The organism is Pseudooceanicola lipolyticus (assembly GCF_002786325.1).
GTDB lineage: Bacteria > Pseudomonadota > Alphaproteobacteria > Rhodobacterales > Rhodobacteraceae > Pseudooceanicola_C > Pseudooceanicola_C lipolyticus.
Window position 1 is genome coordinate 1 of record NZ_PGTB01000048.1, and the last position, 25,893, is coordinate 25,893.

At 66.2% G+C, this 25,893-nt stretch carries 25 protein-coding genes; 13 read left to right on the top strand and 12 right to left on the bottom strand.

Going from position 1 to position 25,893, the window contains the following annotated elements:
- Window positions 1–281: 281 nt before the first annotated feature.
- The 3 genes from smpB to CVM52_RS12720 all read left to right on the top strand — a co-directional run bounded on the left by smpB (window position 282) and on the right by CVM52_RS12720 (window position 2,882).
- Window positions 282–758 (top strand): SsrA-binding protein SmpB, encoded by a 477-nt coding sequence (gene smpB, locus CVM52_RS12710; RefSeq protein ID WP_100162872.1) that lies wholly within the window; start codon window positions 282–284, stop codon window positions 756–758.
- 82 nt (window positions 759–840) lie between these two features.
- On the top strand, window positions 841–1,698 hold the full coding sequence (sseA, locus tag CVM52_RS12715) for a 3-mercaptopyruvate sulfurtransferase (protein WP_100162873.1): 858 nt from the start codon (window positions 841–843) through the stop codon (window positions 1,696–1,698).
- On the top strand, window positions 1,698–2,882 hold the full coding sequence (locus tag CVM52_RS12720) for an amino acid aminotransferase (protein WP_100162874.1): 1,185 nt from the start codon (window positions 1,698–1,700) through the stop codon (window positions 2,880–2,882). The genes sseA and CVM52_RS12720 overlap by 1 nt, the downstream gene beginning before the upstream one ends.
- A 60-nt stretch (window positions 2,883–2,942) precedes the next feature.
- Here CVM52_RS12720 and CVM52_RS12725 read toward each other — a convergent pair whose 3' ends face one another.
- Entirely contained in the window at window positions 2,943–3,239 is a 297-nt protein-coding gene (locus tag CVM52_RS12725; protein WP_100162875.1) for an antibiotic biosynthesis monooxygenase family protein, read from the bottom strand.
- A 221-nt stretch (window positions 3,240–3,460) separates the two neighbouring features.
- On the opposite strand from CVM52_RS12725, the gene CVM52_RS12730 reads away from it, so the two are divergent.
- Window positions 3,461–4,753, top strand: coding sequence for an MFS transporter (locus CVM52_RS12730; RefSeq protein ID WP_100162876.1), 1,293 nt, complete (start codon window positions 3,461–3,463; stop codon window positions 4,751–4,753).
- An 89-nt stretch (window positions 4,754–4,842) separates the two neighbouring features.
- Here the strand turns inward: CVM52_RS12730 and CVM52_RS12735 are convergent, their stop codons facing one another.
- A complete protein-coding gene (locus CVM52_RS12735; protein ID WP_100162877.1) occupies window positions 4,843–6,171 on the bottom strand; it encodes an ammonium transporter AmtB in 1,329 nt (442 codons plus the stop codon).
- Between the two features lie 29 nt (window positions 6,172–6,200).
- The gene (locus tag CVM52_RS12740) at window positions 6,201–6,539 is read right to left on the bottom strand and encodes a P-II family nitrogen regulator (RefSeq protein WP_100162878.1); all 339 of its coding nucleotides are present in this window, start codon (window positions 6,537–6,539) and stop codon (window positions 6,201–6,203) included.
- Window positions 6,540–6,790: 251 nt separating this feature from the next.
- Here CVM52_RS12740 and CVM52_RS12745 point away from each other — a divergent pair, with 251 nt between their 5' ends.
- Complete coding sequence (locus CVM52_RS12745) at window positions 6,791–8,992, top strand: transglycosylase domain-containing protein (RefSeq protein WP_100162879.1); 2,202 nt, start codon at window positions 6,791–6,793, stop codon at window positions 8,990–8,992.
- 16 nt (window positions 8,993–9,008) lie between these two features.
- Here CVM52_RS12745 and CVM52_RS12750 read toward each other — a convergent pair whose 3' ends face one another.
- Window positions 9,009–9,617 (bottom strand): MlaC/ttg2D family ABC transporter substrate-binding protein, encoded by a 609-nt coding sequence (locus CVM52_RS12750; RefSeq protein WP_100162880.1) that lies wholly within the window; start codon window positions 9,615–9,617, stop codon window positions 9,009–9,011.
- Window positions 9,607–10,386, bottom strand: coding sequence for an MlaA family lipoprotein (locus tag CVM52_RS12755; RefSeq protein WP_100162881.1), 780 nt, complete (start codon window positions 10,384–10,386; stop codon window positions 9,607–9,609). The genes CVM52_RS12750 and CVM52_RS12755 overlap by 11 nt, the downstream gene beginning before the upstream one ends.
- 210 nt (window positions 10,387–10,596) lie before the next feature.
- Here CVM52_RS12755 and CVM52_RS12760 point away from each other — a divergent pair, with 210 nt between their 5' ends.
- From CVM52_RS12760 to CVM52_RS12795, 8 genes are all read left to right on the top strand, one after another.
- On the top strand, window positions 10,597–12,318 hold the full coding sequence (locus tag CVM52_RS12760) for a type I secretion system permease/ATPase (RefSeq protein WP_240620952.1): 1,722 nt from the start codon (window positions 10,597–10,599) through the stop codon (window positions 12,316–12,318).
- Entirely contained in the window at window positions 12,315–13,616 is a 1,302-nt protein-coding gene (locus CVM52_RS12765) for an HlyD family type I secretion periplasmic adaptor subunit (protein ID WP_100162883.1), read from the top strand. The genes CVM52_RS12760 and CVM52_RS12765 overlap by 4 nt, the downstream gene beginning before the upstream one ends.
- A gap of 125 nt (window positions 13,617–13,741) precedes the next feature.
- Window positions 13,742–14,203 carry a RidA family protein gene (locus tag CVM52_RS12770; RefSeq protein WP_100162884.1) on the top strand — a complete coding sequence of 154 codons (462 nt, stop codon included), beginning with the start codon at window positions 13,742–13,744 and terminating at the stop codon, window positions 14,201–14,203.
- The gene (locus CVM52_RS12775) at window positions 14,200–14,970 is read left to right on the top strand and encodes a glycerophosphodiester phosphodiesterase family protein (protein WP_100162885.1); all 771 of its coding nucleotides are present in this window, start codon (window positions 14,200–14,202) and stop codon (window positions 14,968–14,970) included. Before CVM52_RS12770 ends, CVM52_RS12775 begins: the two co-directional genes overlap by 4 nt.
- A 48-nt stretch (window positions 14,971–15,018) precedes the next feature.
- Window positions 15,019–16,206, top strand: coding sequence for a GNAT family N-acetyltransferase (locus tag CVM52_RS12780; RefSeq protein ID WP_100162886.1), 1,188 nt, complete (start codon window positions 15,019–15,021; stop codon window positions 16,204–16,206).
- Window positions 16,203–16,502, top strand: coding sequence for a 4a-hydroxytetrahydrobiopterin dehydratase (locus tag CVM52_RS12785; RefSeq protein ID WP_100162887.1), 300 nt, complete (start codon window positions 16,203–16,205; stop codon window positions 16,500–16,502). The genes CVM52_RS12780 and CVM52_RS12785 overlap by 4 nt, the downstream gene beginning before the upstream one ends.
- Window positions 16,502–17,344 (top strand): mechanosensitive ion channel family protein, encoded by an 843-nt coding sequence (locus tag CVM52_RS12790; RefSeq protein WP_100162888.1) that lies wholly within the window; start codon window positions 16,502–16,504, stop codon window positions 17,342–17,344. Before CVM52_RS12785 ends, CVM52_RS12790 begins: the two co-directional genes overlap by 1 nt.
- 59 nt (window positions 17,345–17,403) lie before the next feature.
- Entirely contained in the window at window positions 17,404–18,390 is a 987-nt protein-coding gene (locus CVM52_RS12795) for an NAD(P)H-quinone oxidoreductase (RefSeq protein ID WP_100162895.1), read from the top strand.
- Window positions 18,391–18,436: 46 nt separating this feature from the next.
- Here CVM52_RS12795 and CVM52_RS12800 read toward each other — a convergent pair whose 3' ends face one another.
- From CVM52_RS12800 to CVM52_RS12830, 7 genes are all read right to left on the bottom strand, one after another.
- Window positions 18,437–19,294 carry a DUF2189 domain-containing protein gene (locus CVM52_RS12800; protein WP_100162889.1) on the bottom strand — a complete coding sequence of 286 codons (858 nt, stop codon included), beginning with the start codon at window positions 19,292–19,294 and terminating at the stop codon, window positions 18,437–18,439.
- A 168-nt stretch (window positions 19,295–19,462) separates the two neighbouring features.
- Window positions 19,463–20,779, bottom strand: a complete 1,317-nt coding sequence (locus CVM52_RS12805; RefSeq protein ID WP_100162890.1) for a M16 family metallopeptidase — start codon at window positions 20,777–20,779, stop codon at window positions 19,463–19,465.
- Window positions 20,776–22,119 (bottom strand): M16 family metallopeptidase, encoded by a 1,344-nt coding sequence (locus tag CVM52_RS12810; RefSeq protein WP_100162891.1) that lies wholly within the window; start codon window positions 22,117–22,119, stop codon window positions 20,776–20,778. The genes CVM52_RS12805 and CVM52_RS12810 overlap by 4 nt, the downstream gene beginning before the upstream one ends.
- A gap of 81 nt (window positions 22,120–22,200) precedes the next feature.
- Window positions 22,201–22,698 (bottom strand): DUF3035 domain-containing protein, encoded by a 498-nt coding sequence (locus CVM52_RS12815; RefSeq protein ID WP_370300711.1) that lies wholly within the window; start codon window positions 22,696–22,698, stop codon window positions 22,201–22,203.
- Window positions 22,699–22,768: 70 nt separating this feature from the next.
- Window positions 22,769–23,251, bottom strand: a complete 483-nt coding sequence (lspA, locus tag CVM52_RS12820; RefSeq protein ID WP_100162893.1) for a signal peptidase II — start codon at window positions 23,249–23,251, stop codon at window positions 22,769–22,771.
- A 13-nt stretch (window positions 23,252–23,264) separates the two neighbouring features.
- A complete protein-coding gene (gene purH, locus CVM52_RS12825; RefSeq protein WP_100162894.1) occupies window positions 23,265–24,854 on the bottom strand; it encodes a bifunctional phosphoribosylaminoimidazolecarboxamide formyltransferase/IMP cyclohydrolase in 1,590 nt (529 codons plus the stop codon).
- Between the two features lie 143 nt (window positions 24,855–24,997).
- Window positions 24,998–25,893, bottom strand: an 896-nt coding sequence (locus CVM52_RS12830; RefSeq protein ID WP_205964951.1) for a heparinase II/III family protein, incomplete at its 5' end; no start/stop codon positions are given.

The window sequence follows — 25,893 nt, forward strand, 5'->3', positions numbered from 1 at the left end:
GATCCGGGTCAGGTCGCCGGCGGTGCGTTCGGGCGCGGCGGCCAGCGCGGCCAGGATCGCCACGCGCGCGGGTTCGCCCAGGCAGCGGGCGATATCGGCGATGCGGGCGGAATCGGTCATGTTTCGGATCTAGGCCAAGCGCATGCGCCGGGCAACGGAAAGCGCAGGAGCGCCGCCCCGGTGCAGCGGCTGAGCTCTGCGGGAGTCCGCGTGTGTATTTGCGGCAACGGGAGGGGCGAGAGGGTTGCGGGGCTGCGGCGGCGCGCCTAGATAGTGCCGTCATGGCAAAGAGCAAGGACAGCGACAATTACAAGGTCATCGCCGAGAACCGGCGGGCGCGGTTCGACTATGCCATCGAGGAGGATGTCGAATGCGGCATCGTGCTGGAAGGCTCGGAGGTGAAGTCGCTGCGCCAGAATGGCGGCAATATCGCCGAGAGCTATGCGGCGGTGGAGGAGGGCGAGCTGTGGCTGGTGAACTCCTATATCGCGCCCTATGCCCAGGCCAAGACCTTTACCCACGAGGAACGGCGGCGGCGCAAGCTGCTGGTGTCGCGCAGCGAGCTGTCGCGGATGTGGAACGCCACCCAGCGCAAGGGCATGACGCTGGTGCCGATGGTGATGTATTTCAACCACCGGGGCATGGCCAAGGTGAAGCTGGGCATCGCCAAGGGCAAGAAGCTGCATGACAAGCGCGAGACCGAGGCGCGGCGCGACTGGTCACGGCAGAAGCAGCGGCTGTTGAAGGATCACAGCTAGGGCCGTTACCGCACTGGGACAGGCTTGCGTGGTGGCCTGTGCGGTTGTAGGTCAAACAGGATCAGCGAGAGAGGGTTGGCGAATGGCTCAGGACGATCCCAGGACGCTCGTTTCGACGGAGTGGCTGTCGGCGCATCTGAAGGATCCGGACCTGCGCGTGCTGGACGCCTCGTGGTATCTGCCGGCGATGAACCGCGATGCCAAGGCCGAATACGCGGCGGCGCATATTCCCGGCGCCCGGTTCTTCGATATCGACGAGATTTCCGACCACCGGTCCGACCTGCCGCATATGGCGCCGCCGGTCGAAAAGTTCATGTCGCGGATGCGGGCGCTGGGCGTCGGCGACGGCCACCAGGTGGTGATCTATGACGGCGCCGGCATTTTTTCGGCGGCGCGGGTCTGGTGGCTGTTCCGGCTGATGGGCCAGCCCGATGTGGCGGTGCTGGATGGCGGCTTTCCGAAATGGCAGGCCGAGGGGCGCGAGATCGAGGACATGGCGCCGATGGTGCGCGACCGGCACATGACGGTGCGGGTGCAGAACGGCCTGGTGCGCGATGTGACGCAGGTGTCGGCGGCGGCCAAGCTGGGCGATCACGAGATCATCGACGCCCGCGCGCCGAACCGGTTCCGAGGCGACTCGCCCGAGCCGCGCGCCGGGCTGCGCAGCGGCCATATCCCGGGCGCGCGCAACGTGTTTTACCAGGACCTGCTGAACGCCGATGGCACGATGAAATCCCCCGCCGAGACCCGCGCGGTGTTCGAACAGGCCGGTGTCGACCTGTCGAAACCGGCGATCACCAGCTGCGGGTCGGGGGTGACCGCGGCGGTGCTGAGCCTGGCGCTGGAGCGGCTCGGCAAGACCGACCATTCACTTTATGACGGGTCATGGGCCGAATGGGGCGCCTTTCCCACCCTTCCCGTCGCCACCGGAGCAGACTGATGTTCAAGACCCTCAAGCCGCAACCCGCCGACAAGATCCTGGCGCTGATGCAGACCTTTCGCGACGATCCGCGTGCCGACAAGATCGACCTGGGTGTCGGCGTTTACAAGAATGCCGAGGGGGTGACCCCGATCATGCGGGCGATCAAGGCCGCCGAGCACCGGCTGTGGCAGGAACAGCAGAGCAAGTCCTATGTCGGGCTGCTGGGCGATCCGGCCTTTTCCGACGCCATGGTGGCGCTGGTGCTGGGCGATGCAGTGCCGCGCGAGGCGGTGGCGGCAGCGGCGACGCCGGGCGGCACCGGCGCGGTGCGCCAGGCTTTTGAACTGGTGCGCTATGCCAATCCCGATGTGCGGGTCTTCGTGTCGGACCCGACCTGGCCCAACCATCTGTCGATCCTGAAATACCTGAATATCGAAACCGTGCCCTACCGCTATTTCGACAGCGCCACGGGCGGGATCGATTTTGCCGGCATGATGGACGATCTGCAGGGGCTGCGCGCCGGTGACGTGGTGCTGCTGCATGGCTGCTGCCACAACCCGACCGGCGCCAATCTGAACCCGGTGGAATGGCAGAGCGTCATTGCGCTGTTGCAGGACAAGGGCGCGCTGCCGATGATCGACATTGCCTATCAGGGCTTTGGCGACGGGGTGGAGCAGGATGCCGAGGCGACGCGGGCGGTGGCGGCGGCGCTGCCGGAATGCCTGATCGCGGCGAGCTGTTCGAAGAATTTCGGCATTTATCGCGAACGGACCGGCATTCTGATGGCGGTGTCGCAGGATGCCTCGCAGACCGGGCTGGCGCGTGACACGCTGGCCTTCCTGAACCGGCAGAACTATTCCTTCCCGCCCGATCACGGGGCGCGGTTGGTCACCATGATCCTCAACGATGACGAACTGCGCGCCGATTGGCGGGCCGAGCTGGAGGACATGCGGCAGGGAATGCTGGGCCTGCGCCAGCAGCTGGCCGACGAGTTGCAGCGGCTGACCGGCTCGGACCGGTTCGGGTTCCTGGCGCAGCATCGCGGCATGTTCTCGCGGCTGGGGATTTCGCCGGAGAAGGTGGAAGAGCTGCGCCGCGACCACGGCGTCTATATGGTGGGCGACAGCCGGATGAACATTGCCGGGCTGAACGCCAAGACGGTGCCGGCGCTGGCGCAGGCGATTGCCGAGGCCGACGTCTGATCGACGCCGGGGCGGAATCCGGGTGCGGCGGGTCCCCCGTCGCGCGCGGGCGGTGCCGGCTCAGCCGGCGACCAGATCGTAATGCTTGATCACCCGCGACTCGACCAGCTCGGCCTCGGCCGGGTCGATATGAGGCGTGGTGTAATCCTCGCCCACGAAGGCCTTGAGCGACTCGAGGTCCTCCCAGATCATGACGAAGCTGAATTCTCGCGGGCTGTCCGGGCGCGGCGCGCCGGGCAGGACCTGCGCGATGCCCTTGGTGCGCTGCATCAGCGGAATCGCGGTTTCGTGGAAAAACTTGCTGAATTCCGCTTCCTTTCCTGACCGTACCAAAACCTGAAAAATCCGCATGATCATCTGATTTTCTCCCGTTGCTGTAGTGGCGCCAGGGTGCCGCGCCGCCGTGAGTGTAACACGGGCGGCGCGGCCGCGCGTCTGGGGCGGCCGAAGTGCCGCGCTTGCCGTCCCGCAAGGACAGCGGGCGCGACAGACAAAAACGATCAGACCGAGGTCGCAACCGGGCATGACAGGCGCCGGAATCTGCGCTTGGTGGGCGCAACACTGACGAGCGCCCCAATATGCACGATCGCCGAATTCCCGAATGGCTGCGCCATGCGCCTGCCCCCAGTGTCCGTGGCTTTGCGGTTCTGGCCGGCACCGAGGCGATTGCCCGCGGCATCCTGATCTCGGTCTTTCCGCTGGTCATGTACCGGGCGCTGGGCGATGCGCTGGCGGTGTCCAAGGTCTATTTCTTCGTCGGGCTGGCCTCGCTGGGTCTGGGGCTGTTGATTCCCTATCTGACCCGCTTTGTCGCGCGCCGGTGGATTTACGTGGTGGGCACCCAGATGTTTGCTGGCGGCGCGCTGCTGACCCTGCTGGGCACGCCGCTGGCCACGGTGGCGGGGCTGTCGCTGGTGACCTGTGCGGTGGTCACCACCTTTGTCTGTTTCAACGCCTATGTGCTGGACTATGTCGCCAAGATCGAGCTGGGGCAGCTGGAGACCTCGCGGCTGCTTTACAGCGCGCTGGGCTGGACCGCGGGGCCGGTTCTGGGCGTGTTCCTCTACCGTTGGTGGCCGGCGGCGCCGTTCCTGATTGCCGCCACCGCCGCCTATGGCATGCTTGTAGTGTTTCTGGTGATGCGGCTGGGCAATGGCCGGTTGATCACCAAAAGCCGGGCGGCGCCGGCCAATCCCTTTGCTTATTTCCACCGGTTCTTTGCCCAGTCGCGGCTGATCACCGGCTGGCTGTTCGCGGTGATCCGGTCCTGCGGCTGGTGGGTCTATGTGGTTTACCTGCCTATCTACGCGGTGGAAAACGGGCTGAGCCCGCAGCTGGGCGGGATTGCGCAATCGGTCTCGAACGCGGCGCTGTTCCTGGCGCCGCTGATGCTGCGCTTTATCCATCGGACCTCGCTGCGCACGGCGATCCGCACCGGGTTTCTGATGGCGGGGCTGTTCTTTCTGTTGGCGGGGCTGCCGCACGGGGTGCCGCAGCTGGCGGTGGCCGGGCTGATGGCGGGGGCGTTTTTCCTGATCCTGCTGGATGTCAGCGCCGGGCTGCCCTTTCTGCTGGCGGTGAAGCCATCGGAGCGCACCGAGATGTCGGCGATCTATTCCAGCTTTCGCGATGTTTCCGGGATCCTGACGCCCGGCGTGGCCTGGCTGGTGCTGCTGGCGGCGCCGGTGTCGGGCGTGTTCGTGGCCGGGGGTGTCGGACTGCTGGCGGCGTGGAAGCTGGCGCAGGGGCTGCACCCGCGGCTGGGCCAGGCGCGCATCACCGTCGAGGGCGGCGCGCGACGCCCGGACGAGGCGGTGGCCCTGCCGGTGTTTCAGGGCGAGCTGGGAGCAGAGCGTTCCGAGCCGGTGTGACGGGCCGGGGGCCAAAGTGAACCGGGGGCCAAAGTGAAAAGGCCCCGGCGCATCCGCCGGGGCCTTTCCTGTTTCGGATCGCGGACCGATCAGCCCTTGGAGAATTCCGGATAGGCTTCCATGCCCAGCTCGGCCATGTCGAGACCGTTGATCTCGTCTTCCTCGGTAACCCGGATGCCCATGACCGCCTTGAGGATGAACCAGACGATCAGCGAGGCAACGAAGGTGAAGATGCCGTAGCCGATGATGCCGGTCAGCTGGGTGCCCAGGCTGGCCTCGCCATAGAAGATCACGGCGATGGTGCCCCAGATACCAGCGCAGAGGTGCACCGGGATGGCGCCGACCACGTCGTCGATCTTGAGCTTGTCCAGGAACGGCACGGTGAAGACCACGATCACGCCGCCGATGGCACCGATCCACAGCGCACCGAACAGCGTCGGGGCCAGCGGTTCCGCGGTGATCGACACCAGGCCGGCCAGGGCGCCGTTCAGCACCATGGTCAGGTCCGGCTTCTTATACAGAACCTGGGTCAGGATCAGGGCAGCGATGGCACCCGAAGCGGCAGCCATGTTGGTGTTGGCGAAGATGCGCGACACATCCGAGACGTCGCCGACCGTGCCCATGGCCAGCTGCGAGCCGCCATTGAAGCCGAACCAGCCCAGCCACAGGATGAATGTGCCCAGCGTGGCCAGCGCCAGGTTCGAACCCGGCATCGGGTGAACCTTGCCATCGGCGCCGTATTTGCCGATGCGCGGACCCAGCACGATGGCACCAGCCAGAGCGGCCCAGCCACCCACCGAGTGCACCACGGTCGAGCCGGCGAAGTCCGAGAAGCCCATTTCGGACAGCCAGCCGCCGCCCCACTGCCAGGAGCCGGAGATCGGGTACAGCACGCCGGTCAGGATCACGACGAACAGCAGGAAGGGCCACAGCTTGATCCGTTCGGCCAGGGCGCCGGACACGATCGAGGCGGTAGCGGCCACAAAGACCAGCTGGAAGAAGAAGTCGGAACCGACCGAAGCATAGTCAAGCGCAGCATCGGCAGGGGCCACACCAACCGGGTCCAGCACCGTCTGGCTGAAGAAGGGGCCAATCCAGCCGGCCATGATCCAGCCATCGCCGGGATACATCAGGTTGAAGCCGATCAGCCAGTACATGACCGCCGCGACCGAGAACAGCGCGATGTTCTTGGTCATCTGCATCGCGACGTTCTTGGACCGGACCAGGCCGCCTTCGAGCATGGCAAAGCCGGCTGCCATGAAAAACACCAGGAAGCCTGCCATCAGGAACAGCAGCGTGGTCATGATATAGGGGCCGATCTCGTCGAACCCGGGCGCGGCCTCTGCCTCTTGCGCCAGTCCCAGCGTCGGCAGCGCGATCAGCGCTGCGGCCACAGGAAGGAGTTTCAGATGTTTCATTTCGAATAATGTCCCTTGAGTTGGCCGAGTTACAGCGCGTCTTCGTTGGTTTCGCCGGTGCGCACCCGGATGGCCTGCAGCACATCCAGAACGAAGATCTTACCGTCGCCGATCTTGCCGGTCTGAGCGGTCTTGGTGATGGTTTCCACCACCGAGTCGACCATCGCGGCGGAGACGACGATCTCCAGCTTGATCTTGGGTACGAAATTCACTTCATACTCCGCCCCCCGGTAAATTTCGGTATGGCCGGACTGCGACCCGAACCCCTTGATCTCCGTCACCATCATGCCGCGCACGCCGGCTGCGGTCAGCGCTTCGCGGACCTCTTCCAGCTTGAACGGCTTGATTGTTGCTATGATGAGTTTCACCTCTGTCCCCTTCGTTTCGCAGGCTTGCCTGCAGCTACGGCCGCAAGAAGGCGCTGCATCTTGGTGAATTGAAACATTGCGCCGGCAGTCAGGCCGGGCGACGGGGATAATGTTGCACAATTTTTGCACAAATTCGGTATTTTGATTAATTCTTGGGCGAAAAACAAAGCCAGGTTGTGGCCTCAAGGTCTCTACAAAGCCGTGCAGGCAGGATAGTCTGCCGCCAAGAACAAGGCCGGGCAGGGCAGAACATGGCAAAGAAATCCGGACGAAAGCCGCCGCTTGTGGCCGACAGGCGCTATCCGGCGCAACCGCGCAGCAGCAAAGCCGCGTCTGCGCCCAAACCCAAGGCAAAAACCGCCGCGAAACCGGCCCGGCGCAAGGCTGCGCCGGCGCGCCGGTCGCGCAGTCGGGGCGGCATCCGCGGGTTCCTCGGGGCGATTCTGGGCTGGTTCCTGCGGCTGGTCTGGCGCCTGACCTGGCGGTTCAGCATGGTGGTCGCCCTGCTGGTGGCGCTGGGTGTGGGGGTGATCTATGCCTCGCTGCCGGAAATGTCGGCGCTGGTGGATGGCCGCGCGCGCGGCTCGGTCACGATGCAGGACCGCGAGGGTGCTGTCTTTGCCTGGCGCGGCGACCAGTTCGGCGGCGTGGTGACCGCCGAGTCGGTGTCGCCCAACCTGAAAAACGCCATCCTCGCCACCGAGGACCGGCGCTTCTACAGCCATTTCGGGATCAGCCCGCGCGGCATCATCGGCGCGATCCGCATCAACCTGCGCGAAGGCCGCGGGCCGCTATCGGGTCATGGCGGATCGACCATCACCCAGCAGACCGCCAAGCTGTTGTGCCTGGGCGTCGAATACGTGGCGTCGGAATGGAAAAGCCAGGCGGCTTACGAGGCCGATTGCCGCCAAGGTTCGCTGTGGCGCAAGGGCAAGGAGGCCCTCTATGCCCTGGCGATGGAACTGAAATACTCCAAGGACGAGATCCTGACCATCTATCTGAACCGCGCCTATATGGGCGGCGGCGCCTATGGCGCCGAAGCCGCGGCGCAGCGGTTCTTTGGCAAGCCGGCCTCGGCGGTGACGGCGGCAGAGGGCGCGATGATCGCCGGTCTGTTGACCGCGCCGACCTCGCTGGCGCCGACCAACAACCTGGAACGGTCGCAGAACCGCGCGGCGGTGGTGATCGGGCTGATGCGCGAGCAGGGATACCTGACCGAGGCGCAGGCGCAGGCGGCACTGGACAACCCGGCGGAATTGTCCGAGGCGGCCGAGGCCCGCGCCGGCGGCTATTTCGCCGATTGGGTGATGTCGACCGGCCCGGAATTTTTTACCCGCAACACCGCCGATGACGTGATTATCCGCACCACGCTGGACCGCCGACTTCAGACCGCCGCCGAAGACGCGATGCGCTATATCTTCGAAGAGAAGGTCAAGGAGGGGTCGAAGGCGCAGGCGGCGATCGTGGTGATGTCGGCCGATGGCGCGGTGCGCGCCATGGTGGGCGGGCGCGACACCAAGGTGACCGGTGCCTTCAACCGGGCAACGCAGGCGCTGCGGCAGACCGGGTCGTCGTTCAAGCCGTTTGTCTATGCCACCGCGCTGGAGACCGGCTATTCGCCGCTGGACACGGTGGTGGATGAACCGTTCTGCATGACCATTCCCGGCTCTGGCCAGTGGTGCCCCGACAACTATACCCACAAGCATTACGGCCAGATCACCCTGGCGCGGGCGCTGCGGGATTCGCTGAATGTCCCGGCGATCAAGGTGTCCGAGCAGGTCGGGCGCGACCTGGTGCGCCAGGTGGCCGAAGGCTTTGGCATCCGCAGCGACCTGGCCGCCGGCCCGGCGCTGGCGCTGGGGGTGTCGGAAAGCACCCTGATCGAGATGACCGGTGCCTATGCCGGCATCCTGAACGGCGGCTCGTCGGTGACGCCCTACGGGCTGACCGAACTGAAGCTGCAGGGCGATGACGCGCCGCTGATCGACAAGGTCGGCGGCATCGGCGAGCGGGTGATCCGCACCGAGGCGGCGCAGCAGCTGATCTGGATGATGGAGCAGGTGGTGTCGGACGGCACCGGCCACCGCGCCGCCCTGCCGGGCTGGCAGGCGGCGGGCAAGACCGGCACCACGCAATCGGCGCGCGACGCCTGGTTCATCGGCTTTACCTCGCAATATGTCGCCGGGGTCTGGATGGGCTATGACGACAACACGCCGCTATCCGGCGTCACCGGGGCCGGCCTGCCGGCGGAAATCTGGCATGAAACGATGGTGCGGGTGCACGAGGGGCTGACGCCCACGCCATTGCCGATGATGGAACCGGCCGGGGCGGCGCAGGCGCGCGATCAGAACGCCAGTTCGGGCGGCGGGCTGGAAAGCGGGGTAGAGCGGCTGCTGCGCGGTTTGCTGGGCGGCGAGCCCGGCACAGCGCCGCAACCGCAGGTGCGGCGCTGAGGCCGGGGGGTGGCGCTCAGCCGAGCTTGGACAGGTCGGAAATCAGCTCGTCGAGGTTGCCCTTGCGCCGGTCGAGCATGGCGCCGATTTCGGTGCGCTCGGTCAACAGCAGGTTCACGCCTTCGACGAACATGTTGAAGAACAGATCCTTGCCCGACTTGTCCGAGACCAGGAAGGTGACCTCGAACGGGGCCTGGCCCTGCAGGTCGGCCACCGCCCGCACCTCGTAGCCGGCCTTGATCTGGCGGGTCGATTTCACCACCACGGTGCCGCCGATGAATTCGCGGAACCGGCGGCCGTATTTACTGGCGATATAGCCCTGGAACGCCTGGGTGAAGCCGCGCATCTGCGCCGGGCTGGCGGCGCGCGCATCGGCCCCCAGCGCATAGCGCGCCATGATCGGCACATCGGCGTATTTGACGAAAATATTCTCGAAATCTCGGATCATCGCCGCTTCGGATTTGCCCGAGGCGATGACCCGGTTGATATCGGCGACCAGCGCGTTGACCAGGTTGTTGGCGCCGTTTTCGGTCAGTGCAAGGCCCGCACCGGGCAGCAGCGCCGCCCCGGCCAGGGCAGCGGTGGTGGTCAGCAGGGTGCGGCGGGTCAGAACATTACTCGGCATAGATATCCTCATAGGGGTCTGCGTACAGTTCTTCATACGGATCAGAATAGGTGGGCCCCTCGTCACCGGCCAGCTGGAAGCGGCGGTTCTGCAGATAGATCAGGCGGGCCTGCGCATAGCTGTCCGCGCTTTCATATAGGATCGAATCGACCACATCAGAATACCTGCCGCGATCGCCCATGCGCTGAACAACCTCGGCGCCGAAGGTGGTGTTGGCCACCCGCTGCGAGCGGGCATAGCCGATCGGGTTGGTGAAGAAGTCGACCACCAGCCCGGTGGCGTCGCGCTGATTCGACGGTCCGAAGAAGGGCAGCTCGACATAGGCGCCTTCCGGGGTGCCCCAGATATACAGGGTTTCGCCGAAATCGGTGTGATCCTCGCCGATTCCGAATTCGGTGGCGGGATCGGCCAGCCCGGCAAAGCCGATGGTCGAGTTCAGCAGGAACCGCGCCAGGGCGGTGCCGGCACGTTTCGGATTGCCCTGCAGGATCGCGTTGATCATGTTGCCCGGCTCGGACAGGTTGTCGGCAAATTCGCTGAAACTGGTCACCATCGGATCCGGGACGATGGTGACATAGCCCTTTGAGGCGGGACGGAAAAACACCTTGTCCACGCCGACGTTGAAGGCATGTATGCTGCGGTTGGTGTTTTCGAAGGGGTCAAAGACGTCACCGGGGCGCGCCGGCGTGTCCGGTGTGGTGCACCCGGCGAGCAGACACGCGGAAATAAGCGCAAAAACGGGTGCGGCAGCTTGAAAGGTTGCGTTCATTATATCAGAAGTCCAATCGGTTGATCCGAGCGCGGCGACGAACCGCTTATTTAAGGTAAAGCGACGCGGTTCCCAGAGGATGGATAGTCCATTAGTGAATTTGTGGCACATTGGAAACAGAGCTGGGCTGATTTCGGTGTCTTCGTGCCGATGATTCGGCCGGAAGCGCGGCATGGCTGTGCGAGAGTTACGAAAAGGGCGGGATAGGTGGTGAGACAATCGGGCCGCGATGAGCTGCTTGCGGCACGCAGGCAAAGTCGGGCGCTGTTCTGGGCGGTGGGCCTGTTCAGCGTGTTTGCCAATTTGCTGATGTTGACGGGCCCGCTGTACATGCTGCAGGTCTATGACCGGGTGCTGGGCAGCCGGTCGGAAGAGACCCTGGTGGCGCTGTCGCTGCTGGTGGTGTTCCTGTACGGCATCATGGGCATTCTGGATTATACCCGCGGCCGGATCATGGCCCGCGTCGGCGCCCGGTTCCAGGCGGCGCTGGACCGGCGGGTGTTCGATGCGGTGATCCGCCGCTCGGTGGTGGCGCCGGACGTGTCGGCGCAGACCGGCCTGTCGGACCTGGAATCGGTGCAGCGGCTGCTGGCCTCGCCGGTGCTGATGGCGGTGTTCGACATTCCCTGGACGCCGATCTTTTTGGCCGGGATCATGCTGTTCCACCCCTGGCTGGGCGCGCTGGCGCTGATCGGCGGCGCGGTTCTTATCGTGATCACCCTGCTGAACCAGCTGTTGTCGCGCGAACCGGTGTCACAGGCCAATATCGCGGCGCACCGCGCCAACCTGATGTCGGAAGAGATCCGCACCGAATCGGAAATGGTGCAGAGCATGGGCATGCGCGAGGCGGCGTTCAACCGCTGGCAGGTGGCACGCGACACCTCGCTGCATCAGAGCGTCGCGGCCAGCGATGTCGGCGGCAGCTTCTCGTCGATGACCAAGACGCTGCGGCTGTTCCTGCAATCGGCGATGCTGGGCCTGGGCGCCTACCTGGTGCTGCAGAACGAGCTGACCCCTGGGGCGATGATTGCCGGCTCGATCCTGCTGGGCCGGGCGCTGGCGCCGATCGAACTGGCCATCGGCCAGTGGCCGCTGGTGCAGCGCGCCAGCAAGGGCTGGAACAACCTGGCTGAACTGCTGGACAAGGTGCCGGTGGAACATCCGCGCACCGCCCTGCCCAAGCCGCGGGCCAAGCTGCAGGTGCAGTCGCTGACCGTGGTGCCGCCGGGGGACACCCGCGCCTCGCTGCGCACCATCACCTTCACCGTCGAACCGGGCCAGGCGATCGGTGTGATCGGTCCCTCGGGGGCCGGCAAATCGACGCTGGCGCGCGCGCTGACCGGCGTCTGGCGCCCGGCCGGCGGCAGCATCCGCCTGGATGGCGCGGCGCTGGACCAATACGACCCCTCGGTGCTGGGCCGGCATATCGGCTATCTGCCGCAGCGGGTGCAGCTGTTCGATGGCACCATCGCCGAGAACATCGCCCGGCTGAGCCGCGAGCCCGACCCGGACAAGGTGGTGGCCGCCGCCAAGAAGGCCGCCGCGCATGACATGATCGTGCATCTGCCCGACGGCTATGACACCCGCGTGTCTACCGGCGGCGGGCGCCTGTCGGGGGGGCAGATCCAACGCATCGGGCTGGCGCGGGCGCTGTATGACGACCCGGTGATCCTGATCCTGGACGAGCCGAACTCGAACCTGGACAATGACGGCTCGATCGCGCTGAACCATGCGATCCGGGCGCTGAAGGCGGCCGGCCATTCCTGCCTGATCATGGCGCACCGGCCGGCGGCAATCCAGGAATGCGACATGCTGCTGGTGCTGGATAACGGCACCCGCGCCGCCTTTGGTCCCAAGGACAAGGTGCTGCGCGAGATGGTGGTCAACCACGAGGAATTGCAGAAAACCGCCGCCATGGGAGGCGTGAGATGAGCGACAACAAATGGTCGGCCCGCGGGCCGCTGATCCTGGGCTTTGCCGGGTTGCTGGTGTTGCTGGGCGGCTTCGGCACCTGGGCGGCGGTTTCGGAAATCGCCGGCGCGGTGGTGGCGCCCGGCCGCATCGAGGTGGAGCGCAACCGCCAGGTGGTGCAGCACCCCGACGGCGGCGTGGTCAGCGAGATCCTGGTCGACGAGGGCGACGAGGTGAAGGAAGGCCAGCTGTTGATCCGGCTGGATTCCAAGCTGCTTTATTCCGACCTGGTGATCACCGAGGGCCAGCTGTTCGAACTGATGGCCCGCCGCGGCCGGCTGGAGGCCGAGCGCGACAGCTCGGACACCCTGGTCTTCGACGAAGAGCTGCTGCGGGTGGCGCAGGAGCGCCCCGAGGTGGCAGAACTGGTCGACGGGCAGCGCCGCCTGTTCGTGGCGCGCCAGGAATCGATCCAGCGCGAGACCGAGCAGCTGGAAAAACGGCGCGGCCAGATCCTGAACCAGATCCAGGGCATCGAGGCGCAGCAGGGGTCTCTGGCGCGCCAGCTGGACCTGATCGAGGTCGAGCTGAACAACCAGCAATCGCTGCTGGACCGCGGCTTGGCGCAGGCCGGCACGGTGCTGAACCTGCAGCGCACCTCGGCCAACCTGGACGGCACCCTGGGCGAGTTGGCGGCTTCGAAGGCCGAGGCCGAGGGGCGCATCACCGAGATCGATATCGAGGTGCTGAAACTGGGCACCACCCAGCGCGAACAGGCGATCACCCAGCTGCGCGACCTGCAATATCGCGAGCTGGAACTGGAGGAAGAGCGCCGCTCGATCCTGGAACGGCTGGCTCGGCTGGAGATCACCGCGCCGGTCTCGGGGGTGGTTTACGGGTTGCAGGTGCACGCGCTGCGCTCGGTGATCCGGTCGGCCGATCCGGTGCTGTACCTGATCCCGCAGGACCGGCCGCTGGTGATCGCCGCGCGGGTCGACCCGATCGATATCGACAAACTGTTCGTCGGCCAGGACGTGACGCTGCGGTTTTCCGCCTTCGACCAGCGCCAGACCCCGGAACTGTTCGGCAAGGTGACCACGGTGTCGGCCGACACCTTCGAGGACAATAACGGCCAGCAATCGTTCTATCGCGCCGAGCTGGAGCTGAACGAAGGCCAGATCGAGCGGCTGCCCGAAGGCGCGGTGCTGATCCCCGGCATGCCGGTGGAGGCGTTTATCCGCACCGACGACCGCACGCCGCTGACCTATCTGGTCAAGCCGCTGGCCGATTACTTTGTCAAGGCGTTCCGCGAAGGCTGAGCGCGCGCCGGGCACACTGTGCCCGGCACCCAACAGGCCCGGTGTCGGGAGGCATTTTTCCCTTTCGGTAGCGGCGGATACCGGGTAGCGTCCGCCGCGAAACCGGACCCGGAAGGACATATCTGATGAGCATCGAAAACAAACTGGCCGAACTCGGCGTGACCCTGCCCGAGGCGCCGGCCCCGGCGGCTAATTACGTCCCCTTCGTGCAGGTGGGCGACATGGTCTACATTTCGGGCCAGATCTCGGCCGGGGAAGACGGCACGCTGATCACCGGCAAGCTGGGCGATACCCTGGATGTCGCGGCCGGCGCGGCGGCGGCACGGCGCTGTGCCATCAGCCTGCTGGCCCAGGTGCGCGCGGCTTGCGGCGGCGATCTGGACCGGCTGGTGCGGGTGGTCAAGCTGACCGGGTTTGTCAATTCCACCGTCGATTTCACCCAGCAGCCGCAGGTGGTGAATGGCGCCTCGGATTTCCTGGTCGAGGCGCTGGGCGAAGCCGGGCGGCACAGCCGTTCCGCGGTATCTGCCGCGTCGCTGCCGCTGGGTGTTGCGGTCGAGATCGAAGGCATCTTCCAGATCCGATGACCCCCCGGCTGCACCCGGCCTTCTGCACCACCCCGCTGGCGCATCGTGCCTATCACGACCGGTCGCAGGGGCGGCCGGAAAACAGCCGCGCCGCGATCCGCGCCGCCATCGCCCAGGGCTATGGGATCGAGATCGATCTGCAACTGTCCGCGGATGGCGCGGCGATGGTGTTTCACGACTACGACCTGGCGCGGCTGACCGGGCAGCCCGGCCCGCTGCGCCGCCGCAGCGCCGCCGAGTTGCAGGCAATCGCGCTGGCCGGCGGCGATGGCGAAACAATCCCGACACTGACCGAGATCCTGGAGCTGGTCGCTGGCGCGGTGCCGCTGCTGATCGAGTTGAAGGACCAGGATGGCGCCATGGGCCCCGATATCGGGCCGCTGGAAGCGGCGGCGGCCGGGGCGCTGGCGGGCTATGACGGGCCGGTGGCGGTGATGTCGTTCAACCCGCATTCGGTGGCCGAAATGGCGCGGCTGGCGCCGAATCTGGCGCGCGGGCTGACCACCTCGGATTACGACCCGGCGGACTGGCCGCTGAGCCGCGAAATCTGCGATCGGCTGCGCCAGATCCCCGATTTCGACCGGGCCGGCGCCAGTTTTGTGTCGCACCAGGCGCGCGACCTGGCGCGGCCACGGGTGCAGGCGCTGCGCAATGCCGGCGTTCCGGTGCTGTGCTGGACCATCCGCTCGCCGCAGGAAGAGGCAGAGGCCCGTCGTTTTGCCGACAACATCACCTTCGAGAACTATCCCGCCCCCATGCCGGGTTGATCCGGCGGCGACCTGCCACACATAAGGGGCAGGCGCAGCAGGAACGTTATGGACCAGGCCCAGATCGAAATTCAGGTGCTTTCGTCCCTCGCGCAGATCGCGGCCGAGGATTGGGATGCCTGCGCCTGCCCCGAGACGGCCGAGGGCGGCCGCCCGCTCGATCCGTTTACCACCCACCGGTTTCTGTCAGCGCTGGAAGTCAGCGGCTCGACCGGGCGTGGCACCGGCTGGCAGCCGCAATACCTGACGGCGCGGATGGATGGCATGCTGATCGGCTGCGCGCCGATGTTCGCCAAGTCGCACAGCCAGGGCGAATATATCTTCGATCACAACTGGGCCCATGCCTATGAACGGGCCGGTGGACGCTATTACCCGAAACTGCAGATCGCGGTGCCCTTCACCCCGGCCACCGGGCGGCGGTTCCTGGTGCGCCCGGGCTATGCCGAGATTGGCATGTCGGCGCTGGTGCAGGGCGCGGTGCAACTGGCGGCGGACAACCAGATCTCGTCGCTGCATGTCACCTTCTGCACCGCCGACGAGGCCGAGGCCGGACGCCAGATGGGGCTGATGGCGCGCAGCACCCAGCAGTTTCACTGGCTGAACCGTGGGTATGCCGATTTTGCCGCGTTCCTGGCCGACCTGTCATCGCGCAAACGCAAGAATATCCGCAAGGAGCGCGCCCAGGCGCAGGGCTTTGGCGGCACCATTCGCACCTATACCGGCTCCGGGCTGCAACCTGCGCATTGGGACGCGTTCTGGCGGTTCTATCAGGATACCGGCGCGCGCAAATGGGGCTCGCCCTATCTGACGCGGCAGTTTTTCGACATTGCGCAGGACCGGCTGCGCGACGATATCGCGCTGGTCCTGGCCGAGCGCGACGGCCGCCCGGTGGCCGGGGCGCTGAACTTCATCGGCCGCGAGACGCTGTTCGGCCGCTATTGGGGCTGTGTCGAACACCACCCCTGCCTGCATTTCGAACTGTGTTATTATCAGGCCATCGATTTCGCGCTGGCCGAGGGGCTGCGCCGGGTCGAGGCCGGCGCGCAGGGTGAACACAAGCTGGCGCGCGGTTACCTGCCGTCGCAGACCCATTCGCTGCATTGGGTTGCCGATCCCGGCTTTGCCCGCGCCATCGAACGATACCTGGAGGCCGAGCGCGCGGCGGTGGCCGAAGAGATCGAAGTGCTGACCGATTATGGCCCGTTCCGGCGGGCACAGGTGGAGGAGCAGGAATGACCGAAAAGCTATCCGAAGAGACCCGCGGGCCGCTGTTGAACCCGCTGTTCAGTTGCGGCTGGGCCACGGTGGAGGGTCGCGACGCGATCACCAAGACCTATCAGTTCGAGGATTTCATCGAGGCCTTCGGCTGGATGACCCGGGTTGCGTTCTGGGCCGAAAAATGGAACCACCACCCGGAATGGAGCAATGTCTACAAAACCGTAGAGGTTGTTCTGACGACGCATGACGTGGGTGGGCTGAGCTCGCTCGACGCCAAGCTTGCCCGGAAAATGGACAGCCTCGCGGAGACCTGATGCAAGATCTGCTGAATACCGAAATCTGGAACGGCAAAACCGTTGCCGACGTCCTGACGCTCGACTTCCTCGCCTCGCTGGCGGGGTCGGTCCTGGCCGCGATCGTGATCCTGATCGTCGGCTGGATCGTGGCCGGTTGGGCGCAGCGCCGGGTGCAGGGCATCGGCGTCCGCTATGCCCAGCTGGACGTGATGCTGTTCGAGTTCCTCGGCTCGATCCTGCGCTATGCGATCCTGGTGTTTACCGCGCTGTTCATCCTGAACACCTTCGGGGTGCAGACCACCTCGATCATCGCGGTGATCGGTGCCGCCGGCCTGGCCATCGGCCTGGCGCTGCAAGGCACACTGTCGAATGTCGCGGCGGGGGTGATGCTGATCTTTTTCCGTCCGGTCAAAACCGGCGATTTCGTCGAGGTGGGCGGCAGTTCCGGCACCGTCAAGGGGATCACCCTGAACTATACCGAGCTGGCCAGCCTGGATAACGTGCAGATCATCGTTCCCAATGCCGAGGTCTGGGGCAACACGATCATCAATTATTCGATCTACCCGACCCGCCGGGCGCAATGGGAATTCGGCGTCGGCTATGGCGCCGATCTGAAGGTGGCCGAAGAGACGATCCGCCGTGTGATCATGGCCGACGAGCGCACCCTGTCCGACCCCGAGCCGTTTATCCAGGTGAACAACCTGGGCGACAGTTCGGTCGATTTCCTGGTGCGGGCCTGGTGCGACCGGCCGGAATATTTCCAGTACCAGGCCGATATCAAGCGCAAGGTCAAAGAGGCGCTGGATGACGCCGGCGTCGATATTCCCTTCCCGACCCGGACCATCTTGCAGACCGGCTAGCGGTGATTGCAGCGCCGGCGGCGATACGGCAGATTGCCGGCAACCGAAGGGGGATGCAGATGACCAAGATGATGCGTGCGGTCGAGATCAGCGAACCGGGCGGGCCCGAGGTGCTGAAGGTGGTCGAGCGCCCGGTGCCGACGCCGAACCACGGCCAGGTGATCCTGAAAGTGGCCTATGCCGGGGTGAACCGGCCCGACGCGCTGCAGCGCGCGGGCAGCTATGCGCCGCCGCCGGATGCCAGCGACCTGCCGGGGCTGGAAGCCGCGGGCGAGGTTGTGGCGCTGGGCGAGGGGGTGACCGGCCTGGCCAAGGGCGACAAGGTCTGCGCGCTGCTGCCCGGCGGTGGCTATGCCGAATACGTGGCGACCCCGGCGGCGCATTGCCTGCCGGTGCCCGCGGGCATGGCGCTGCGCGAGGCGGCCTGCCTGCCCGAGACCTATTTCACCGTCTGGTCCAATGTCTTCATGCGCGGCGGGTTGACAGCGGGCGAGCGGTTCCTGGTGCATGGCGGCTCGTCGGGGATCGGCACCACCGCGATCCAGCTGGCCCATGCCTTCGGCGCGCGGGTCTTCGCCACCGCCGGGTCGGCCGAGAAATGCAAGGCCTGCACCGATCTGGGCGCCGAGCGGGCGCTCAATTACCGGGACGAGGATTTCGTCAAGGTGATGAAGGAGGAAGGCGGCGCCAACCTGATCCTGGACATGGTGGGCGGCGATTATATCCCGCGCAACCTCAAATCGCTGGCCGAAGATGGGCGGCTGGTGCAGATCGCCTTCCTGCAAGGGCCGGTGGTGGAGGTGAACTTTGCCCTGATGATGGTGCGCCGGCTGACGATCACCGGATCGACCCTGCGGCCACAAAGCGTGGCCGCCAAGGCGGCCATCGCCGCCGAGCTGCGGGAGAAGGTCTGGCCCCTGCTGGATGCGGGGCGGATCGCTCCGGTGATGGACAGCGAATTCGACCTGGGCGATGCCGCCGCGGCCCATGCCCGGATGGAAAGCTCGGGCCATATCGGCAAGATCGTTCTGAAGGTCGCAGGCTAGCGGATGCCCCGGCGCCCGGCGCCGGGGCAAATGCGCGGAAGGGGGGCTAAGCCACCGCGCGCCGGTACAGGTGCCACGTTGCGTGGCCCAGTACCGGGATGACAATGATCAGGCCCAGCAGCACCGGGATCGAGCCGATCACCAGCGCGCCGGCGACGATGGCGCCCCAGGCCAGCATCGGGCCGGGGCTGGTGCGGAACACCCGCGCCGAGGTGACCACCGCCAGCGGCACGCCGACATGCCGGTGCAGCAGCAGCGGGAAGGACACCGCGCTGGCCACCAGGGCGGCCAGGGCAAAGAGGAACCCGACGGCGATGCCGAGGATCGCCATGGTCCAGCCGGCGCCGGTGGTCAGCACATCGGCCAGGAAGGCACCTGCCGAAGCCGGCGGTTCCGGGCCCAGGGTGACGGCGTAGATGCCATAGGCGGCCAGCATCCAGCAGGCGAACAGCGCCGCGAGGTATAGGCCCAGCACCAGGATCGCCCCGAAGGCGGGCGAGCGGATGACGCCGAAGGCGGCAAGCCAGTTCACCTCTTCCCCGCGCTCGCGGCGGCGGCTGATTTCATAGAGGCCCACCGCGGCAACCGGCCCCAGCAGCGCGAAGCCGGCGGCCAGCGGGAACAGCAGCGGCAGCAGGTCCATCTGCATCGCCGCCCCGATCAGCAGCAGCCCGGCGGCGGGATAGATCAGCACCGCCGCCACCGCGTCGGCGCGGCTGGCCAGGAAATCCTGCCATCCGGCGCGCAGGGCGGCGCTTAGATCGGCATAGGTGATGGCGCGGGCCCGCGGCAGGGCCAGCCCTTCTTCACCGCCGATTTCGGCGGTGGCATCCGCGATATGTTTGCTGGTCGCGCCGATTTTGCGCGCTGTCCAGGACAGTGGGTTTCCAATGGTTTCGGCCATATTGCTCCTCCCGTAGCATCCCGCCACGCGGTCGGAGGAATAGGGTGCATGCGCTCTGGCCTCCGGCCGGACGCTGGCGTTTAAGTCAGCCTAGCACAGAAGTTTCAAAAAAGGCGTCACTCTTTTGCGACTGTTGCGCAAACGCGGCAAAGCGGGCACAGCGCGGGGTCAGTTGCCCGCGCTGCTGTCCAGCCCGTCGGGCCGGCCGACAACGACAAAATGCAGGTTTTCGGGGTCGAGCAATTCAGCGGCGACGCGGTTCACATCCTCCAGCGTCACCGCGTTCACCTGGTCGTTGCGGGTGGCGATATAGTCGATCGGCAGGCGCTGAAGCTGCATGCCGGCCATGATGTCGGCAATCTGGGAATTGCCGTCAAAGCGCAGCGGATAGGCGCCGGTCAGATAGGTTTTGGCGTCTTCCAGTTCTTTCTGGGTCACGCCCTCTTCGGCCATGCGCCGCCATTCGGCGCGGATCACCTCGATCGCCTCGGCGACGCGGTCATTCGATGACGATACGCCGCCCATGTAGACGGCGGCCAGATCGCGCGGCGCCAGGTAGGAATAGACGCCATATGTCAGCCCGCGTTTCTCGCGTACCTCGGTCATCAGACGGCTTTCGAAGCCGCCGGCGCCCAGGATCTGGTTCATCACATAGGCGGCAAAGAAATCGTCATCGTCACGGTCGATGCCGCGCTGGCCGAACACCACAACGGATTGCGGAACATCGAAGCCGATCACGGTTTCGCCGCCGCTGATCTGCACCTCGGCCGGGCCGGGCAGGGTGGCGCCAGTGGCGGGCAGGTCGGCAAACAGCGTGTCCAGCAACGTGCCCAGCGCCTGGGGCGTGATGTCGCCCACGGCGCTGACAAACAGCCGGTCGCGGGCAAAGACGGCGCGGTGGGCGGCGACGATGTCATCGCGGGTCAGCGCCGAGACGCTTTCCACCGTGCCCTTGCCATCGCTGGCATAGGGGTGATCGCCATAGGCCAGGCGGGCGAATTCGGACGCGGCGATGTCGCGCGGATCCTTGGCATCGGACATCAGGCCCGAGATCACCTGGCCGCGCACCCGGTCGACCGCGTCCTGGTCAAAGCGCGGTTCGTGCAGGGTGGTGCGCAGCAGGGCGACGGCCTCGTCGCGGTTCTCGGTCAGGAACCGGGCCGAGATCGAAACCGAATCGTCATAGGCATCATAGTTGAAGCTGGCGGCCAGTTCCTCTTGCCGGCGGGCAAAGGCGCGCGCATCCAGGTCGGCGGCACCTTCTTCCAGCAGCGCGGTCATCAGGTAGATGGCGCCGCGCTTGCCCGGCGCGTCCAGCGTGGTGCCGCCCTGAAAGCGGATTTCCAGCGCGGTGAAGGGAATCGACGGTTCCTCGACCAGCCAGGCGGTGATGCCGCCGGGCGAGGTGACTTCCTCGATCTGCACCTCGGCCCAGGCGGGCAGGGCCATCAGCAGGGCGAAAAATGTTGTGATCAGGGCCTTCATTGGCTTACCTCCCCGTCCCGCATCAGCCAGCCGGTCACCGAGGCTTCGGGCCGGAACACCTGTTTGGCGGCGGCCATGATCTGCTCGGCGGTGACCGCCTGCAGCAGATTGGGCCAGTCCTGCACGTCCTGCACGCTGAGCCCGATGGCCAGCGCCCGGCCATAGCGGTTGCCGATGCCATTCACATTGTCGCGCTCGTAGATCTGCGCCGCGCGCAGCTGCATCTTGATGCGCTCCAGCTGGGCGGCATCGACGCCGGTGGCGATAAAATCGGCCAGCGCCTGGTCCATCGCCGCCTCGGCCTGTTCCAGCGACACGCCGGGCACCGGCACCACGACGACGTCAAAGGTGGTGTCGTCCAGCGCGGTGCCGTTGTAATAGGCGCCGCTCCAAACCGCGAGCGGCTGGTCGAATTGCAGCTTCTCGGCCAGGAACGAGGTGGTGCCGCCGCCCAGGATCTCGGCCAGCAGGGTCAGTGCCGCCGCCTGTTCCTGGTCGCCCGGATCGCGTTCGGGGGCCAGGTACGAACGGCTGACATATTCCTGCGCCACGCGCGCATCCTTGAAGGTCAGCCGCCGGGCCGAGGTCTGCGGCGGTTCCTGCGCGCGGATGCGCTCGGGCAGGTCGGGATTGGCGGGCAGCACGCCGTAATAGGTTTCGGCCAGTTGCCGCACTGCGTCGGGCTCGACATCGCCCGAGACCACGAGGATGGCATTGTTGGGGGCGTAATAGGTGCGGTAGAAATCCAGCGCATCGTCGCGGTCGAGGCTTTCCATCTCGTGCCGCCAGCCGATCACCGGGGCGCCGTAGCGGCTGTTGAGATACTGTGCCGCGCTCATCTGTTCGCCGAACAGCGCGCGCGGGTTGTTGTCGGTGCGCTGGCTGCGTTCTTCCAGGATGACATCGCGCTCGGTGGCGATATCGCTTTCGTCCAGCTTGAGGTTGACCATGCGGTCGGCCTCCATCCGCATCATCAGTTCCAGCCGGTCCGCCGCGACGCGCTGGAAATAGGCGGTGTAGTCATAGCTGGTAAAGGCGTTGTCCTCGCCGCCATTGGCCGCCACCGTCGCCGACAGCTCGCCCGCTGCCATGTTCTCGGTGGATTTGAACAGCAAATGTTCGAGGAAATGCGCCACACCGCTTTGGCTGGGCGGTTCATCGGCCGACCCGGCGCGATACCAGACCATCTGCTGTACCACCGGCGCGCGGTGATCCTCGACCACCACCACCTGCATACCATTGTCGAGCGTGAAGCTGGTCACCGCCTCTTCGCCGCTATCGGCCCAGGCGGGAAGGGCCAGGGCGATCAGGGCGGGAATCGGCGCGAGAAATCGGATCATGTCACATCCCTCCGGTCCATAGCGCCAGACATACCCCCTTCTGCCTCCGGTTCAAGGCCGGTGGCGGAAACGTGAGCAGGGTCAGGGCGTTACCGGAGGCGAGCTCGGCGTCTGGAAGCCGGCGCGGCGGAATCGTTCGGTTTCTGCAAACGGATCCAGCGCCGAGCGGCGATAGGCCTGTTCATAGCGGTCGACCGGGAACAGCCGGATCCGGGTGCCGCGCGCCTGACGCTTGCGGAACTGCGCGTCGGCCTCGGCCAGGGTGGTGCGGATATCGGGTTCGACCCCGTGGCGGCTGGCCTGGGTGACCAGCGCGCTGTCGCTGGCGGGGATGCCCTGCGCGTTCAGCGCCGCGCCGCTGCCACCCAGCGCGATCACCGCGTCGGCATTGGGGTTCTGGTCGGTCCGGTTGGCGCCGCCCGGCGTCGGTTCGGGCAGCGCGCTATAGCTGGCGGGCTGCTCCAGTTCCTTTGCCGGCAGGATCATGAATTCGTCAGGACCTTCGCTGTTGCTGCGCAGATCCATCAGGCCGCGGTTCGAACAGCCGGATAGCGCCACGACCGCTGCCAGAAAAATCACTGCTGGGACTGCCCGCACGGATACGCTCCTGTCTCTTTCCGGGGTGTTCTACCCCATTCGCGCCGCCGGGTCACGGGGCCTTTTTCCGGCTCTTGCCGTCGCCGTCGAACAGGATCAGCCCCAGCGCGCCGAGGAAGATGAAGATATCGGCCACGTTGAAGACAAACGGGTTGTTGATGCCGCAGCAGGACATGTTGAGGAAGTCCAGCACATAGCCATAGAGCAGCCGGTCGGCGACGTTGCCGAGGGCACCGCCGACCAGCAGGCCGGCGCTCAGCATCACCACCGGCGGCTTGCGGCGGCTGGACACCCACCAGATCACCGCCGCCACCACCAGCACCGAGAACACGATCAGCAGCCAGCGCGCCGCGTCCGAGTCGCCGTCGAACAGGCCGAAATTGATGCCGCGATTCTCGCCATAGCGGAAATTCAGCAGTGGCGGCAGCACGTCGATGGCGCGGCGCCGGAACAGTTCCATGCCATGCACCACGGCATATTTGCTGCCCTGGTCGATCAGCAGGGCCAGCAGGCCCGACAGGATCAGTAGCCGCATCCGCCGGGTGTCCTCAGTGCCGGAAATGGCGCATGCCGGTGAACACCATCGCCAGGCCGGCGGCATCCGCGGCGGCGATCACCTCGTCATCGCGCATCGACCCGCCCGGCTGGATCACCGCGGTGGCGCCGGCGGCGGCGGCCTCCATCAGCCCGTCGGCAAAGGGGAAAAACGCGTCCGAGGCGACAACCGAACCCTTGGCGGGGCTGTCCTTCAGGCCCAGGGTGTTGGCCATGCGCTGCGCCTTGATGGCGGCGATATTGGCGCTGTCCACCCGGCTCATCTGGCCGGCGCCGACGCCGACGGTGGCGCCGTCTTTGACATAGACGATGGCGTTGGACTTGACATGTTTGGCCACGGTCCAGGCAAACAGCAGGTCGGCCAGTTCCGCCTCGGTCGGGGCGCGTTTGGTGGCGACGGTCAGGTCGGCGGCGGTGATATGGCCGCAATCCTTGTCCTGCAGCAGGAACCCGCCCGCGACCTGGCGGAAGGCCGGCAGCGCCGCGAGCGGATCGGCCAGCGCGCCGGTGGTCAGCAGGCGCAGGTTCTTCTTCTTGGCAAAGATCTCCTTGGCGGCGTCATCCGCCTCGGGCGCGATCACCACCTCGGTGAAGATCTTGGCGATCTCTTCCGCGGTGGCTCCGTCCAGCCGGCCGTTCAGCGCGATGATGCCACCAAAGGCCGAGGTGCGGTCGCAGTCGAAGGCGCGCAGATAGGCCTGTTGCAGCGTCTCGCCGCGCGCCACGCCGCAGGGATTGGCATGTTTGATGATGGCGCAGGCCGGGCCATCGCCGGGCGCGAATTCGCTGACCAGTTCAAAGGCGGCGTCGGTGTCATTGATGTTGTTATAGGACAGTTCCTTGCCCTGATGCTGAACCGCCGTGGCCACGCCCGGCCGGTCGGTGCCGTCGCGGTAGAACGCCGCCGACTGGTGCGGGTTCTCGCCATAGCGCAGGTTCTGCGCCAGGGTGCCGGCAAAGGCGCGGCGGCGCGGCGCCGGTGCGCCGATGGCGCCGGCCATCCAGGTCGATACCGCCGCGTCATAGGCCGCGGTGCGGGCATAGGCGGTCTGCGCCAGCTGCTGCCGGAAGGCCAGGGTGGTGGCACCGTCATGGGTGTCCAGCTGCTCCAGCACCGCGTCGTAATCGGCGACATCGACCACCACGTTGACAAAGGCGTGGTTCTTGGCCGCGGCGCGGATCATCGCCGGGCCGCCGATATCGATATTCTCGATGCAATCGTCATAGCCGGCGCCCTGCGCCACCGTCGCCTCGAACGGGTAGAGATTGACCACCAGCAGGTCGATCGGCGCGATGCCGTGCTGTTCCATCGCCTGCACATGGTCGTCCTTGTCGCGCAGCGCCAGCAGCCCGCCATGCACCGCCGGGTGCAGCGTCTTGACCCGGCCATCCATCATCTCGGGGAAGCCGGTAAGCTCGGCCACATCCGTCACCTCAAGCCCGGCCTCGCGCAGCGTGCGGGCGGTGCCGCCGGTGCTGAGCAGGGCGATCCCGCGCGCCGCCAGCGCCTGGCCGAAGGCGACAAGCCCGGTCTTGTCCGAAACCGAGATCAGCGCGCGGCGAATGGGGTGAAGGTTGCTCATGGTTCTTCCCTTGGCAGTAGCAGATGCGCTGGGGCATAGAGCAATTCCGGGGCAGAGAGAACCACCCCCGGCTTCTTCTCGTTGCAAATACGCGCATCCCCGGCCGCGCCGCGCGCGTCACCGCTGCACCGGGGTGCACCGGTTCAGTCTTCGAAAGGCGACTCGTCGCGGTTCAGGTCGCGCACCGCATCGGCGGTTTCATGCGCCTTGGACAGCGACCAGCGGATGCGCGTGGCATAATCCATCGCCCGCCCCGACAGCACGATCTGCTGGCTGGGCCGCGGTTTCAGCCGGCCCTTTTCCAGATAGACGCTGGGCTCCAGCGCCAGGTCGAACACGCCGTCATGGCGAAACACCCAGATCTCACCGCTTTTCAGCGCCATCGACACCGCGGCGCCACCCAGATCCAGCGTCGCGTCGACATCGGAATGCAGGTGCAGCCGGATGGCAAAGCCAATCCCGGCCAGCTTGACCGCATCCATCGCCTTGTCAAAGCGGCGCTTTGCGGCGGTTTCCATCGCCAGCAGCATATCCTCCACCGCCATGCCACGCCCGTCGAAGGTCAGATCCAGGGTGCGGGCATGGGTCAGGCCGAAATTGCGCACATAGCCGTCATGGCCGCCCTGAAAGCGGATGCCGTCGGTCATTTCCGACAGTTCCACCGGCACATGGCTGGCGGCGTCGGTCAGCGCCTCGGGGGTGTCGGGGGCGGGGCCGATCGGCGCCAGCCGGCCGCTGGAATAGCCCTCCAGGCTGAGCGTCGAATGCGACGGTGTCGCGCGCCCGGCGCGGCGCCATTCCTGCCCGAAAGACACGCCGGAGCCGCAATTGACGATCAGCGGCCGCCGCCCCGAGGTCAGTTCGAACGCCAGGGTCGAGGCATGGGCATTGTAGGAGGCCGGGCCCGAGGGCGGCGGGCTGGCATCGATGATGACGCTGGTGCGCCGGGCGCTGAGCCGGGCAAAGCCCATCGCCAGCCCCTGGCTGCGCCGGGGCTTGACCTGGCTGGCCGCCATATATGCTGCCGAGAAGAACAGCG

Coding starts and splice junctions, on each gene's coding strand:
- CVM52_RS12770 (WP_100162884.1), top strand. CDS start 13,742: ATGAGCATCGAAAACAAACTGGCCGAACTCGGCGTGACCCTGCCCGAG.
- CVM52_RS12750 (WP_100162880.1), bottom strand. CDS start 9,617: ATGCCGAGTAATGTTCTGACCCGCCGCACCCTGCTGACCACCACCGCT.
- lspA (WP_100162893.1), bottom strand. CDS start 23,251: ATGCGGCTACTGATCCTGTCGGGCCTGCTGGCCCTGCTGATCGACCAG.
- CVM52_RS12775 (WP_100162885.1), top strand. CDS start 14,200: ATGACCCCCCGGCTGCACCCGGCCTTCTGCACCACCCCGCTGGCGCAT.
- CVM52_RS12745 (WP_100162879.1), top strand. CDS start 6,791: ATGGCAAAGAAATCCGGACGAAAGCCGCCGCTTGTGGCCGACAGGCGC.
- CVM52_RS12805 (WP_100162890.1), bottom strand. CDS start 20,779: ATGAAGGCCCTGATCACAACATTTTTCGCCCTGCTGATGGCCCTGCCC.
- CVM52_RS12795 (WP_100162895.1), top strand. CDS start 17,404: ATGACCAAGATGATGCGTGCGGTCGAGATCAGCGAACCGGGCGGGCCC.
- smpB (WP_100162872.1), top strand. CDS start 282: ATGGCAAAGAGCAAGGACAGCGACAATTACAAGGTCATCGCCGAGAAC.
- CVM52_RS12735 (WP_100162877.1), bottom strand. CDS start 6,171: ATGAAACATCTGAAACTCCTTCCTGTGGCCGCAGCGCTGATCGCGCTG.
- CVM52_RS12765 (WP_100162883.1), top strand. CDS start 12,315: ATGAGCGACAACAAATGGTCGGCCCGCGGGCCGCTGATCCTGGGCTTT.
- sseA (WP_100162873.1), top strand. CDS start 841: ATGGCTCAGGACGATCCCAGGACGCTCGTTTCGACGGAGTGGCTGTCG.
- CVM52_RS12800 (WP_100162889.1), bottom strand. CDS start 19,294: ATGGCCGAAACCATTGGAAACCCACTGTCCTGGACAGCGCGCAAAATC.
- CVM52_RS12725 (WP_100162875.1), bottom strand. CDS start 3,239: ATGATCATGCGGATTTTTCAGGTTTTGGTACGGTCAGGAAAGGAAGCG.
- CVM52_RS12785 (WP_100162887.1), top strand. CDS start 16,203: ATGACCGAAAAGCTATCCGAAGAGACCCGCGGGCCGCTGTTGAACCCG.
- CVM52_RS12780 (WP_100162886.1), top strand. CDS start 15,019: ATGGACCAGGCCCAGATCGAAATTCAGGTGCTTTCGTCCCTCGCGCAG.
- CVM52_RS12720 (WP_100162874.1), top strand. CDS start 1,698: ATGTTCAAGACCCTCAAGCCGCAACCCGCCGACAAGATCCTGGCGCTG.
- purH (WP_100162894.1), bottom strand. CDS start 24,854: ATGAGCAACCTTCACCCCATTCGCCGCGCGCTGATCTCGGTTTCGGAC.
- CVM52_RS12755 (WP_100162881.1), bottom strand. CDS start 10,386: ATGAACGCAACCTTTCAAGCTGCCGCACCCGTTTTTGCGCTTATTTCC.
- CVM52_RS12790 (WP_100162888.1), top strand. CDS start 16,502: ATGCAAGATCTGCTGAATACCGAAATCTGGAACGGCAAAACCGTTGCC.
- CVM52_RS12730 (WP_100162876.1), top strand. CDS start 3,461: ATGCACGATCGCCGAATTCCCGAATGGCTGCGCCATGCGCCTGCCCCC.
- CVM52_RS12810 (WP_100162891.1), bottom strand. CDS start 22,119: ATGATCCGATTTCTCGCGCCGATTCCCGCCCTGATCGCCCTGGCCCTT.